The organism is Bradyrhizobium sp. CCGUVB4N (genome assembly GCF_024199945.1).
GTDB lineage: Bacteria > Pseudomonadota > Alphaproteobacteria > Rhizobiales > Xanthobacteraceae > Bradyrhizobium.
In genome coordinates this window covers 5808918-5821793 of the sequence record NZ_JANADP010000001.1, presented here as the reverse complement: position 1 = coordinate 5821793, position 12876 = coordinate 5808918, and the positions used below count along the sequence as shown (strand labels likewise).

Below are 12876 nucleotides of genomic sequence, written 5' to 3'. Positions count from 1 at the left end.
TGCGCGCAAAGCCGCGACGCACTAGGCTGCGGACGCAAAGTTCTTATAAATACGCACGTCATGTTTGACGTCGCGTCCGCCGCGACGCCGACCTCGGGAGCCACCTCCGTCATGTATCTCGGCATCGATCTCGGCACTTCGGCAGTCAAGACCGTTCTCGTCGATGGCGCGCAGCGTGTGATTGCGAGCGAGAGCCGGGCGCTGACGATTGCCTCGCCGCAGCCCGGTTATTACGAACAGGATCCGGCGCAGTGGATCGAGGCGACGTTTGCCACGCTCGATGCTTTGAGGGCATCGCACGGAAAACAGCTGGCGGCGGTCGAAGGCATCGGACTGTCCGGGCAGATGCATGGCGCCACGCTGCTCGATGCGAACGACAAGCCGTTGCGACCCTGCATTCTCTGGAACGACGGACGCTCCGCCAAGGAGTGCCGCATCCTGGAGCAGCGCTGGCCCGCCTTGCGCGCGATCACGGGCAACAAGGCGATGCCCGGGTTCACCGCGCCAAAACTGCTCTGGATCGCGGCGCACGAGCCGGAGATTTTTGCGGCGACCACACGGGTCCTGATGGCGAAGGCCTATCTGCGGCTGGTGCTATCGGGCGAGGCGATCGAGGATGTCTCGGACGCGTCGGGATCGCTGTGGCTCGACGCGGCGCGCCGGGACTGGTCGGATGCGGCATTGGCCGCGACCGGCCTGTCGCGCGCGCACATGCCGCGCCTGGTCGAGGGATGCGCGCCCGCAGCCGGATTGCGCAGCGAGCTGGCGCAGCGCTGGGGCATGGCGCGGTGCCCGATGATCGCGGGCGGCGCCGGCGATAATCCAGCGGGTGCCGTCGGCATCGGCGCAATCAGGCCCGGAACCTCGTTCATCTCGCTGGGAACCTCAGGCGCCCTGCTGGCGCCGACCAGCCACATCGCCGCCAATCCGGACCGTGTGGTCCACACGTTCTGCCATGCCATCCCCGGAATGTGGATTCAGGCCGGTGCGATCCTCTCGGCGGCTTCGTGTCTAGCCTGGGCGTCGCGGTTGTTCGGCGTCGCGGAAGGCGAGTTGCTGGCGCCGCTGGGCGCGCGCCCGCAGGCACCGTCGCCCGTGAGCTTCCTGCCTTATCTCGCCGGCGAGCGGACACCGCATGACGATCCCGTCGTGCGCGGCGTGCTTGATGGCTTGAGCCACGGCACCGACCGCACTGCGATCGTGCAGGCCGTGCTCGAGGGCGTGGCCTTCGCGCTGGCCGATTGCCGGGACGCGCTGAGCGACGCCGGCATCGCGGTTGCGGAGGCCGATGTCATCGGCGGCGGTTCGCGGTCCCGGTTCTGGCTGTCGGTGCTGGCCAATGTTCTCAATGTTCCGATTCATCGCTTTGCCGACGGGGAAACCGGAGCGGCGTTTGGTGCGGCGAGATTGGGGCGGCTTGCTGTCACCGGCGAGGCAATCGAAACCGTCTGCACGCCGCCGCAACGCGTCGAGACTTTCGAGCCCGATCGCGTGCTGGTCGAGGCCTACGCCGAACGGCGTCCCGCCTGGCATGAATTGTATCGGCCGCGCCACTAGCATCGCTTTGGTTGCGCATTTTGGCCTGTTCGCTGTTGCCCTGCGCGACGGGCTTTTGTTTAATGGATGAACCGCGCTCGAAAACGAAACGCGGACAGGAAACGCATTGTGCGCCGGGAGGCACGATGAACGATCCGATCCTCGAGATGCGGGGAGTCTCAAAATCCTTCTTCGGCATCAAGGCGCTGCGTGCGGTCGACCTGACCGTCTATGCCGGCGAGATTCATGCCTTGATGGGCGAGAACGGCGCCGGCAAATCGACCCTGATGAAGATCCTGTCGGGCGCCTACCGGCCCGATCCCGGCGGCGAGATCCGCATCGAGGGCAAGCCGGCGCGGATCGAAGGCCCGCTTGGCGGTCGTGCCGCGGGCATCTCGATCATCTATCAGGAACTATCTTTGGCCCCCAATCTGAGCGTTGCGGAGAATATTTATCTCGGCCGCGAGATGTCGCGTTCAGGTTTGTTGGCGCGCGGTGCCATGCGCGAGGGCGTCGGCCCGATCCTGGAGCGGCTGGGGGCGGACTTCCTGCCGTCGACACTGGTCGCGCATCTTTCCATGGGCCAGCGCCAGCTGGTCGAGATCGCGCGTGCGCTGCACGCGCGCTCGAAAATCCTGATCATGGACGAGCCGACCACCGCGCTGTCAGCCGGCGAAAGCGAGCGGCTGTTTGCGCTGATCCGTCAGCTCCGCGCCGAGGGGCTTGCCATCATCTACATCTCGCACCGCATGGACGAGGTCTATGCGCTCGGTGACCGCGTCACCGTGCTGCGCGACGGCCGCCTGGTCGGCTCGCTCGACAAGCAGGACATCCGTGCCGACGCCATCGTTCGCATGATGGTCGGGCGCGACGTCTCGTCGTTTTACAAGAAGGATCATGATCCCGAGGCCGGGAAGGGGCATCCCGTGCTCAGCGCCATTGACATGGCGGACGGGCTGCGCGTCAGGGGCTGCTCGCTCACCGTGCATGCGGGCGAGGTGGTGGGGCTTGCCGGCCTGATCGGCGCCGGCCGCACCGAGCTTGCGCATCTCATCATCGGCGCAGCGCCAAGACTTTCGGGCCGTCTCGAACTCGAAGGCCAGCCCATCGAGATCCGCACGCCCGGCGAAGCGCTCGAGGCCGGCATCGCCTATCTGACCGAGGACCGGAAGGCGCTTGGCCTGTTTCTGGACATGTCGTGTCTGGACAACATCAATCTCGCCGTGCTTGGGCGCGATGCCAAGCTCGGCTGGTTCCTGGATCGCGACAAGGCGCGCGAGCGTGCCGACAGGGCGTTTGCGGGGCTCAGCATCCGCGCCGCCAATGTCGGCGTGCCCGCCGGTGGCCTCTCCGGCGGTAACCAGCAGAAGGTGTTGCTGTCGCGGCTTCTCGCCATTGCACCAAAGGTCCTGATCCTCGACGAGCCGACCCGCGGCGTTGACGTCGGCGCCAAGTCCGAGATTTATTCGATCATCGACAATCTTGCCAAGACCGGTACCGCGATCCTCGTCATCTCGTCCGATCTGCCTGAAATCATCGGCATCTGCGACCGGGTCATCGTGATGCGGTCGGGACATGTCGCGGGCGAAGTCAGGCGAACCGAGACGGCGCCATTAACCCAGGAAGACATCATGGCCCTCGCCACGGGGACGGAGCATCTCGATGCCTGACAACGGATCGACGCCGGCGAAGGCCGCCACGGCAAACGGCCTTGCCGCCGCGCAGGAGACCAAGCGACAGCGCATCAGGCTTCTGATCCGCGCGGCTGGCATGCTGCCGGTGCTGCTGCTGCTATGCGCCGGCTTTCACTATCTGTCGGACGGCCGTTTCTTCACCGGACAGAATCTCGGCATCGTCCTGCAGCAGGCTGCTGTCAACACCGTGCTCGCTGCCGGCATGACTTTCGTCATCCTGACCGGCGGCATCGATCTCTCGGTCGGCTCGATCCTGGCGGCGTCGGCAATGGCTGGCCTGACGATGTCGAAACTGCCCGACTTGGGTGCGCTGTGGCTGCCGGCCGCGGTTCTCACCGGCCTCGGCTTCGGAATCGTCAATGGCGCGCTGATTGCGCTGCTGCGCCTGCCACCCTTCATCGTCACGCTGGGCTCACTCACCGCCGTGCGTGGCCTGGCGCGGCTGCTCGGCGCCGACACCACGGTGTTCAATCCATCCATTCCCTACGCCTTCATCGGCAACGGATCGCTGACGCTCGTGCCCGGCGTGGCGTCGATCCCATGGCTCTCGGTGATCGCGTTGCTCGTCATCCTGGTCTCGTGGCTGGTGCTGCGCCGGACCGTGCTCGGCGTGCATATCTATGCAGTGGGCGGCAACGAGAGCGCGGCACGGCTTGCCGGCATCAAGGTCTGGGCCGTCGTAATCTTCGTCTATGGCGTGTCGGGGTTGCTGGCCGGCCTTGGCGGCGCCATGCAGGCCGCGCGGCTCTACGCGGCCAACGGTCTGCAGCTCGGGCAAAGCTACGAACTCGACGCCATCACCGCCGTCATTCTCGGCGGCACGTCGTTCGTCGGTGGTATCGGCTCGATCTGGGGGACGCTGGTCGGCGCGCTGATCATCGCCGTGCTCTCGAACGGCCTGATCCTCACAGGCGTCTCCGACATCTGGCAATATGTGATCAAGGGTCTGGTGATCATCGGCGCCGTGGCGCTGGATCGCTACCGGCTGCAAGGCTCAGCCAGGACCTAAACGGCTTTGCGCGCATCTGAGCGCGCGGTGTGAGATTCGGTTGCGGCAACTGGTCTGCCGTACCGGGGATGAAGACAGACCAGGGAGGAAGCCAATGTTGAAGACGATTTCGCTTGCCGGCGCCGCGATGGCGCTCGCTCTCACCACCGTTCCGTCCTCTGCCAAGGAGCTCAAGTCGATCGGCGTTTCGCTCGGTTCGATGGGCAATCCGTTCTTCGTCGCGCTGTCGAAGGGCGCCGAGTTCGAGGCCAAGAAGACCAATCCCAATGTAAAGATCACCACCGTCGGCTTTGAATACGACCTCGGCAAGCAGGTCACCCAGATCGACAATTTCATCGCCGCCGGCGTCGACCTGATCCTGCTGAACCCCGGCGATCCCAAGGCGATCGGGCCGGCCATCAAGAAGGCGCAGGCAGCGGGCATCGTCGTCGTCGCGGTCGACACCGCGGCCGAGGGCGCCGATGCCACGGTGACGACCAACAACGTCCAGGCCGGCGAGATCTCCTGCCAGTACATCGTCGACAAGCTGGGCGGCAAGGGCGATGTCGTCATCGAGAACGGCCCGCAGGTCTCCGCCGTCATCGACCGCGTCACCGGCTGCAAGAATGTGTTCGGCAAGAATCCCGGCATCAAGGTGCTGTCGAGCGATCAGGACGGCAAGGGCTCGCGTGAAGGCGGCCTCACGGTTGCGCAAGGTTATCTGACCCGCTTCCCCAAGATCGACGCCATCTTCGCCATCAATGATCCGCAGGCGATCGGCACCGACCTTGCGGCGAAACAGCAAAACCGCAGCGGCATCATCATCACCGCAGTCGACGGCGCGCCCGACATCGAGGCCGCGCTGAAGGATCCGGCGTCACCGCAGGTCCAGGCGTCGGCGTCGCAGGACCCGTTCTTCATGGCGCGGCGCGCCGTGCAGGTCGGCGTCGGCATTCTCAACGGGCAGAAGCCGGCCTCGACCGTCGAGTTGCTGCCGTCGAAGCTCGTGACCCGCGACAATATCAAGGATTACAAGGGCTGGACCTCGGACCGTACGCAGTAACACGTGCTGCAAGGGGCGGCGATCTTGCGACGAGATCGCCGTCCACTTACCCTCGCTGGATCGCCCGCTTCGGCACCGTCAGGACCATCGGCACCGCAACGGCGAAAATCGCGGCGCCCATGATCCACACGAGCCCGGTCCAGCCCGGCCGGGACAGGGCATAAATCCCGCCGAAGGCGAGCGGGCCGAAGATGGCGGCGAGGCTGACGAAGCTTGCGACGACCCCCTGCAATTGGCCTTGGCGCTCGCCATCGACGGCCTTCGACTGCAGCGCGCGCAGTGCAGGCGCGCTGATGCCGCCGAACGCGATCAGCGGAATCACCGCGAACGCGATCCAGCCCGCTTGCGCGAAGGCGAGCACGAGGAGGGCGATGGCCTCGCAGCAGATGCCGAGAAGCAATGTGCCGCGTTCACCGAGCCATCCCGTCAGTGGCGCAATGGCGAAGGCCTGCACCAGGGCAACCAATGCGCCGAAGATGCCGAGCGAAATGCCGATATCGGTCGCGGTCCACTGGAAACGATCCGTGACGAAGAGCACCCAGACCGTGCTGTAGGTCTGGCCGACGAGACTGACGAGAACAAACACGAGCAGCAGCGGGATCAGCGCGCGAAAGCTCATCGCCCAGCGCAGCGGGGCGAACGGGTTCAGCGTCCGCCATTCGAACGGCTTGCGCTCGGTGCGGTGGGTCTCCGGGAGAACGAACAGCGCAATCAGCACGTTCACGCCGCTCAACGCGGCAGCGGCGAGAAACGGTGCGCGGAGCGAGATGTCGCCGAGCATGCCGCCGATGACAGGTCCGATGACGAAGCCGGCGCCGAAGCAGGCGTGGAACAGGCCGAAGCGGCGGGCGCGCATCGCCTCCGGCGTGATGTCTGCGATGGTCGCGGTGATCATCGCGACGCCCGCCGCCGTCAGACCGGCGATGGTGCGGCTGACGAACAGGAGCCATAGATAGGGCGAGAAGGCCATGACCAGATAGTCGATGGTCGAGCCGGCGAGGGCGAGCAGCAGCACCGGCCGGCGGCCGAGCCGGTCCGACAGGACGCCGAGCACCGGAGTGACGACGAATTGCGTGAACGCGTGCAGCGCCAGCAGCGTCCCGTAGAGCGCGGACACGTTGTCGGTGTCGGCCATCACGCGCAGCAGATTTGGCAGCGTCGGAAAGATCAGCGCAATGCCTGATGCCTCGAGGGCGGCGCAGGCGAGGATCGCTGCGAGCGGCCGGCTCATGGGATTCTTTCGCCCGTCAGTCAGCCGATACACCTTCCGCCAGAGCGGACGGTGCAAGCGGTGGGGCCTCTGTCCGGAGGATGGGATCGATCAGATCAGGTGCCGACCATTTGGCGTGTGCCGCTTCCACCGTTCGGGCGACGGCCTCGTCGTCTGCAGGCGCCATCGCGGTCAGAAGGTCCGGGCGCTGGCGTTGCGCGATCGCGAGGTAGGGATCGTTGGGGATCGGGTGCCAGAGCCAGTAAGCCGCGGGTTGCTCTACGGTGAAGCCATCGACGTGGGCCGCAATCTCTTGTGTGAACTCGGACGCGGCGGCCTCGGCCGGCATCCAGGTCCGGTACTCGATCGGAGCGAGGATGTTCATCGAAAAGCCCGCCGCGTCGCGGCGTGAGGCAAAGCCGGGCAGGACCAACGTGCCCGTTCGCGCATAACGCGCCGGTCCGGGTGGATAGCGGAAGTCGGAATCGTGGGTCTTGACGGTGATGCCAGCATATTTGGCGCTGGGGTAGACGTCCACGACCATGAAGACGACGCCGTTGTTTTGAAGCACCCTGGAGATCTCGGCTCCGGTATTGCGTCTTGCAAACGCAATCGGCGTGGCTGCGGTCGCGCTTCGCCCTGCATAGATCCAGCGTTCGGTCGGCGTCGGCTGGCGACCGATCGAATAGACGAAGCCGACGTTGAACCCACGATTCCTGAGGTGGGCCGCGAACAGTTCGAGACTGCCGATGTGGGGCACGGCAATGATGCAGCCATTGCGGGATTTCGAGAGCGCCCGTGCGAGGCGACCAAGCGCCGCCTTCGGGATCTTCGCTTCAAGGCTCATCGCCCTGTCGCGATCCTGCTGCAGATTGGCAAGGTCGAACAGGACGGTGACCCAGGCCGCCAAGCCGTCGATCACTTGATCGGCCGTCGCGGTGCCGCGGCGAATGATGCTCTGGCGCAGAAACATGTTGTTGCGCATCGTGCTCGGGAGTTGCGCGATCACGCTTGCGATCTCGCGCGCAACATCCACCTGGCGCGCGACGGGGATGATGGAGGCCAGACCGTCGACGAGGTTCACGACGGCAGTCTGGATATCTCCGTGCTCACGGGGAAAGGGGCGCGGATTGGCCTCGCGCGGATCGGTGACTGCTGCTGTTTCCCGGAACGTCACTTGAACCTCAAAACCCGTCAAATCATGCGGGAAAATCTCACCACAGAAGTGTTACCAGCGTCTCAAGGTTTCCCTGCAGCGACCGGCGGCATCCTCGTCCGCGCGGGGCCAATTCCTCGGAAAAAGAACGGTGCACCGCCATAGTGGGTTGACCCCGGCGAACGATATGTCAGAGAGAGGGACGGCTTCTCGGACTGAGCTGGAAGCCGGCGCCCCGCCGGGGCATTTTGGGAGCAGTTACTGATATGGCTGAGCGGGTCGCTCTCATCACCGGTGTGACCGGCCAGGACGGCGCCTATCTCGCCGAATATCTGCTGTCGCTCGGCTATGTCGTGCACGGCATCAAGCGCCGCTCATCCTCGTTCAACACCGCGCGCGTCGACCATCTCTACCAGGATCCGCATGTCGGCAACGTGCCGTTCCTGATGCATTACGGCGACATGACGGATTCGACCAATCTGATCCGCCTGGTGCAGCAGATCCGGCCGACCGAGATCTACAATCTCGCCGCTCAAAGCCACGTCGCCGTCAGCTTCGAAAGCCCCGAATACACCGCCAACGCCGACGCCATCGGCGTGCTGCGGCTCCTGGAAGCGATCCGCATCCTCGGCATGGAGAAGGAGACGCGGTTCTACCAGGCCTCGACCTCCGAGCTCTACGGCCTGGTGCAGGAGGTCCCGCAGAAGGAGACGACGCCGTTCTATCCGCGCTCGCCTTATGGCGTCGCAAAGCTCTACGGCTACTGGATCACGGTGAACTACCGCGAAGCCTACGGGATGTTCGCCTCGAACGGCATCCTGTTCAATCATGAGAGCCCGATCCGCGGCGAGACCTTCGTCACCCGCAAGATCACGCGCGGCGTGGCGCGCATCGAGGTCGGCCTCGAGGAGACGCTCTATCTCGGCAATCTCGAGGCCAAGCGCGACTGGGGTCATGCCCGGGACTATATCGAGGGCATGCATATGATCCTGCAGGCCGACAAGCCCGACGATTTCGTGCTCGCCACCGGCGAGACGCGTTCGGTGCGCGAGATGGTCGAGCTGTCCTTCGCGCAGGTCGGCCGTCGCGTCGAGTGGCGCGGCACTGGCGTCGAGGAGACCGGCATCGATGCCAAGAGCGGCAAGACGGTGGTGAAGATCGACCCAACCTACTTCCGCCCGACCGAGGTCGATCTTCTCATCGGCGACGCCAGCAAGGCACGCGCGGTGCTCGGCTGGAAGCCGAAGCGGACCTTTGCGCAGCTCGTCGAAGAGATGGTGGCGAGCGATCTGGCCGAGGCCAAACGGGACATCGCAAATGGCAAGCGTACCGTTTGAGCTGAAGGGCAAAAGCGTCTATGTCGCCGGCCATCGCGGCATGGTCGGTGCCGCGCTGGTGCGCCGGCTGGCGCGGGAGGACGTGAACCTCGTCACGGTCGACCGGCGCGAGGTCGATCTCTGCAACCAGGCCGCGGTGTTCGACTGGTTTGCGAAGGCGCGGCCGCAGGTGATCTTCCTCGCCGCAGCAAAAGTCGGCGGCATCGTCGCCAACAACACGCTGCGCGCCGAGTTCATCTACGACAACATCGCGATCGCGGCGAACGTGATTCAGGCCGCGCAACAGAACAACGCCGAGAAGCTGATGTTCCTCGGTTCGTCCTGCATCTATCCGAAGCTCGCACCGCAGCCGCTGCGCGAGGACTCCGTGCTGACCGGCCCGCTGGAGCCGACCAACGAACCCTACGCCATTGCCAAGATCGCCGGCATCAAGATGGCGGAGGCGTATCGCAGTCAGTATGGCTCCGACTTCATCAGCGTGATGCCGACCAATCTCTATGGCCCCGGCGACAACTATCACCCTGAGCTGAGCCACGTCGTCGCCGCGCTGATCCGTCGCTTCCACGAGGCAAAGGTCTCGGGCGCAAACAGCGTCGTGGTCTGGGGCACCGGCACGCCGCGGCGCGAATTCCTCTATGTCGACGACATGGCGGATGCCTGCGTGCACCTGATGAAGACCTATTCCGGTGCGGACCTGATCAACATCGGCACCGGCGAGGACATCGCCATTGCAGAGTTCGCACGCGTGGTCGCCGGGATCGTCGGCTATCGCGGCGAGATCAGTTACGACACCTCGCGCCCGGACGGGACGCCGCGCAAGCTGCTTGATATTGGCCGTCTGGAAAGGCTCGGCTGGCGCGCGACGACGTCGCTCGAAGATGGCCTGAAGCGTGCCTATGCGGCGTATCAGGCTGCCGCCTCGATTCCCGCGCAATAGTCTTCACACGATCAGCCGCCCGTGCCGCCTGGCGATCCCGATCGTGACCTCGGCGCCCGCGTTGAAATCGAGGCGGTCGGCCTCGACGCCGTCGCTGAAGATGACGCCGTTCTCCGCCATCAATGAGCGGATACGCAACTGCTCCTCAACCGCGAGCCGGCCGCAGACGAGATTGGTCTGCGAGTGGCGGCTGGGGAAGGGCTCGCGCACGGCAAAGCGCAGCTCGGGGGCGTCCCAGGGCAGCGCGTCGTAGCCGGCCAGCGGGGGAGGGTGGCCGAAGCTGCCGGCGATGGCGAGCGAGCCGGTGACGATGCTCTTGAACCAGGCGGTCGATCCGAGCCCGGTCGCGACGATCAGTCCGCTCGAGGATTGACGCTCCGTCGTCCCGCCGGCCGCGATCTCGTAGATCGCCGAGACATGCGTGCGGGCGCCGATGAAGAGATCGTTCACGGCGTGCAGCACCTGGCCGTCGCTGAGCCGTGCTTCGGCCATGGTCACGGCCTGGCTGTTGCGCTTGTCGGCGGCGACCTCCGGCAGCAGTTTCGCGAGGTCGCCCGGCGCGAAGGGAAGGAGGATGCCGTCGTAACGCGCGGGGTCCGGGTTGAGCCCGATCAGCGGATGGTCGTCGAGATATTTCATCGTATTGGCGACGACGCCGTCCTGGCCGAGCGCGACCACGATGTCGTCAGGCGCGAAGATGAAGGTCGGCAGGAATCCGCGCTCGATGACCTGATAGCGCCCCCATTGCTCCAGCACCTGCAGCGTCGCATGCCGCTGCGCATGATAGACCTCGTGCTCGCGCTCATAGTCGGAGAAGTCGGCGCCGAGATGCTCGACGTAGAAGCGCGCCTGCGCCGCCGTCAGGTAACGCGCGACCAGGTCCTCCAACCTGGTCTTGCGCGTCACCAGCACGATCTTGCGGTCATTGGCGGCGGGCATTGGCGGCCTCCGGCTTCGGCTTCTCGATCAGCTGGCTGAGCAGGTCCGGCGAGACGTTGAGCTGGCCGATCTTCTCGGCCTTCTCGGCGATGCCGGAGAAGGCTTGTGCGATCAGCTGTCCCGGCTGCATCCCTGCTGCGGCGAGCGCCTGGATCACGCGGGTGTCGACGCCCTCGAAGATCTTCATCAGCGCGCCGACGCGATAGGCCTCGGCGTCGGCCAGCGTCCTGGTGTTCTCGGCATTGAGGCCGACGAAATCCTTGCGCTTGCCTTCCAGCACGATGTCCGCGGCCATGCCGGCCTGGCGCAGCTCGTTGCGCTTGGCGGCGACGCTCGCCTCGGCATCCATCTGGGTCTCGCGGATCGACCGCTTCTTCTGCTCGACCGCGATCTCGGTGTCGAGCTCGCTCTCGCGGATGGCGCGCTCCTGCTCGACGGCGAAATTGCGCCGGGCGAAGATCGCCTCGTCCGCGGTCTTCAGGATCGCTTCGCGCGCCTGGGCTTCCAGCGCCTTTGCGGTATCAGGCGCCGGCTTGATGCCGCGGATCGACACGCCGAGGATTTCGAGGCCGAGCGCTTCGATGTCGGCGCGCCCGCGCAAGCCGCCCGCGATGATATCGGCGATGCGGTCGGAAGCCTGCAGCGCGTCCTTCAGCGTCAATTCCTTGATCGCCTGCTGCGCGAGCACCTCGACCGTGCCGAGAATGCGTTCCGGCAGCTTTTCCGGATCGTCGGTCTCATAGGTCTTGCCGTCGGACTTCAGGGTGAAGTTGAGCATCGAAGCCGCCTTCTTCGGCTCGCTGACGCGATAGGTGACATGGCCCTGCACGGTCAGCGTCTGAAAGTCGCGCGCGATCTGCTGGAAGATGAAGGAGGCGTCGCGACTGCCGACGGGCACGGCGACGAGCGTGGTCACCGGGCCGTAGTAGAACGTGGAGAGGCCGGTGCCCTCGGCGACGACTGCGCCGGCGCGGTACTTCATCAGATAGGTGGTGGGCTGCGCCTTGATGAACCTGAGGCCGAACATGGCTTACTCCTGTCATTGACTATAAGTTGGTCTGGGCAACTAAGTAAGTTGGACTGTACAACTAAGTATGCTACTGTCAAGCCGGAACAGGGGAGGTCGCCTATGGCGGGTGAAGCTCGGGTCGAAGGGTTTGGAAAAGCAGGACAATTGGACTTCCCGCGCCCCCTGACCACGGTCGACGTCGCGATCTTTGCGATTCTCGACGAGAGGCTCCAGGTGCTGCTGGTGCAGCGTCCGGCCGGCGACGGTGAACCGTTCCCGCTGAGCCTGGCGCTGCCGGGCGGCTTCGTCGACGTCGCGAAAGACCGCGATCTCGCAGCCTGCGCGGCGCGCAAGCTGAAGGAGAAGACCGGCGTCACGAGCCCTTATCTGGAGCAGCTTGGAAGCTGGGGAAGCGCTGCGCGCGACCCGCGCGGCTGGTCGGCAACCCACGCCTATTTCGCGCTCATCCCGGAAGAGGCGGGCGTACTCACACCTGATGCGCGTTGGTTTCCGATTCGAGACGGCAGGCTCAAGGAGAAGCTCGCCTTCGACCACGGCGACATCCTCGCAACCGCAATCCAGCGCCTGCGCAACAAGGTGGAATACACCTCGCTGCCCGCTTATTTGATGCCTGCCGAGTTCACGCTGCCGGATCTGCAGCGCGTCTACGAGATCGTGCTCGACCGTCCGCTCGAAAAGAGCGCCTTCCGTACCCGGATATTGTCGGCCGACATGATCGAGCCCGTCGCAAAGATGCGGCGCGGCCCGAACCGCCCGGCGCAGCTCTATCGCTCGAAGAAGGGCAGGGAGCCCGTGTACTTCGTGCGGACCTTCAATCCGCCGGAGTAGCGCGCTGAGGGTTCGCGCGCACGGCCGCGGCCCGGGTGCTCCGGCACAGCTAACATCATGTTAGGTTTATCGCATAACTGGGTAATTGTGTTAGCCCGGCGAAAGCCTATTGTCGCGCTCAATCAAGTAGCTATCGGCAGTGACAAACGCTTGCGGAG

The 12876-nt window shown here is 65.1% G+C and carries 11 protein-coding genes; 7 read left to right on the top strand and 4 right to left on the bottom strand.

Going from position 1 to position 12876, the window contains the following annotated elements:
• The first annotated feature begins 111 nt into the window (after positions 1-111).
• The 4 genes from xylB (at position 112) to NLM31_RS27005 (ending at position 5281) form a co-directional block, all read left to right on the top strand.
• Positions 112-1557, top strand: a complete 1446-nt coding sequence (gene xylB / locus NLM31_RS27020; RefSeq protein ID WP_254196268.1) for a xylulokinase — start codon at positions 112-114, stop codon at positions 1555-1557.
• A gap of 125 nt (positions 1558-1682) precedes the next feature.
• Positions 1683-3206, top strand: coding sequence for a sugar ABC transporter ATP-binding protein (locus NLM31_RS27015; protein WP_254194219.1), 1524 nt, complete (start codon positions 1683-1685; stop codon positions 3204-3206).
• Positions 3199-4239 (top strand): ribose ABC transporter permease, encoded by a 1041-nt coding sequence (locus tag NLM31_RS27010; RefSeq protein WP_254194218.1) that lies wholly within the window; start codon positions 3199-3201, stop codon positions 4237-4239. The genes NLM31_RS27015 and NLM31_RS27010 overlap by 8 nt, the downstream gene beginning before the upstream one ends.
• A 94-nt stretch (positions 4240-4333) precedes the next feature.
• Positions 4334-5281: an ABC transporter substrate-binding protein gene (locus tag NLM31_RS27005; RefSeq protein ID WP_254194217.1), complete on the top strand. Its 948-nt coding sequence runs from the start codon at positions 4334-4336 to the stop codon at positions 5279-5281.
• A 46-nt stretch (positions 5282-5327) separates the two neighbouring features.
• Here the strand turns inward: NLM31_RS27005 and NLM31_RS27000 are convergent, their stop codons facing one another.
• Together NLM31_RS27000 and NLM31_RS26995 are read right to left on the bottom strand one after the other, a co-directional pair.
• A complete protein-coding gene (locus NLM31_RS27000; RefSeq protein WP_254194216.1) occupies positions 5328-6512 on the bottom strand; it encodes a TCR/Tet family MFS transporter in 1185 nt (394 codons plus the stop codon).
• A gap of 16 nt (positions 6513-6528) precedes the next feature.
• Entirely contained in the window at positions 6529-7668 is a 1140-nt protein-coding gene (locus tag NLM31_RS26995; RefSeq protein ID WP_254194215.1) for a lysophospholipid acyltransferase family protein, read from the bottom strand.
• Between the two features lie 245 nt (positions 7669-7913).
• Between NLM31_RS26995 and gmd the strand changes: the two genes are divergently transcribed.
• Entirely contained in the window at positions 7914-8984 is a 1071-nt protein-coding gene (gmd, locus tag NLM31_RS26990) for a GDP-mannose 4,6-dehydratase (RefSeq protein WP_254194214.1), read from the top strand.
• Positions 8965-9921 carry a GDP-L-fucose synthase gene (locus NLM31_RS26985; RefSeq protein ID WP_305884452.1) on the top strand — a complete coding sequence of 319 codons (957 nt, stop codon included), beginning with the start codon at positions 8965-8967 and terminating at the stop codon, positions 9919-9921. The genes gmd and NLM31_RS26985 overlap by 20 nt, the downstream gene beginning before the upstream one ends.
• Before the next feature lie 3 nt (positions 9922-9924).
• Here NLM31_RS26985 and NLM31_RS26980 read toward each other — a convergent pair whose 3' ends face one another.
• Together NLM31_RS26980 and NLM31_RS26975 are read right to left on the bottom strand one after the other, a co-directional pair.
• On the bottom strand, positions 9925-10860 hold the full coding sequence (locus NLM31_RS26980) for a sugar kinase (protein WP_254194213.1): 936 nt from the start codon (positions 10858-10860) through the stop codon (positions 9925-9927).
• The gene (locus tag NLM31_RS26975; RefSeq protein WP_254194212.1) at positions 10844-11887 is read right to left on the bottom strand and encodes an SPFH domain-containing protein; all 1044 of its coding nucleotides are present in this window, start codon (positions 11885-11887) and stop codon (positions 10844-10846) included. The genes NLM31_RS26980 and NLM31_RS26975 overlap by 17 nt, the downstream gene beginning before the upstream one ends.
• Positions 11888-11989: 102 nt before the next feature.
• Here NLM31_RS26975 and NLM31_RS26970 point away from each other — a divergent pair, with 102 nt between their 5' ends.
• Positions 11990-12718 carry an NUDIX domain-containing protein gene (locus NLM31_RS26970; RefSeq protein ID WP_254194211.1) on the top strand — a complete coding sequence of 243 codons (729 nt, stop codon included), beginning with the start codon at positions 11990-11992 and terminating at the stop codon, positions 12716-12718.
• The last annotated feature ends 158 nt before the right edge of the window (positions 12719-12876 follow it).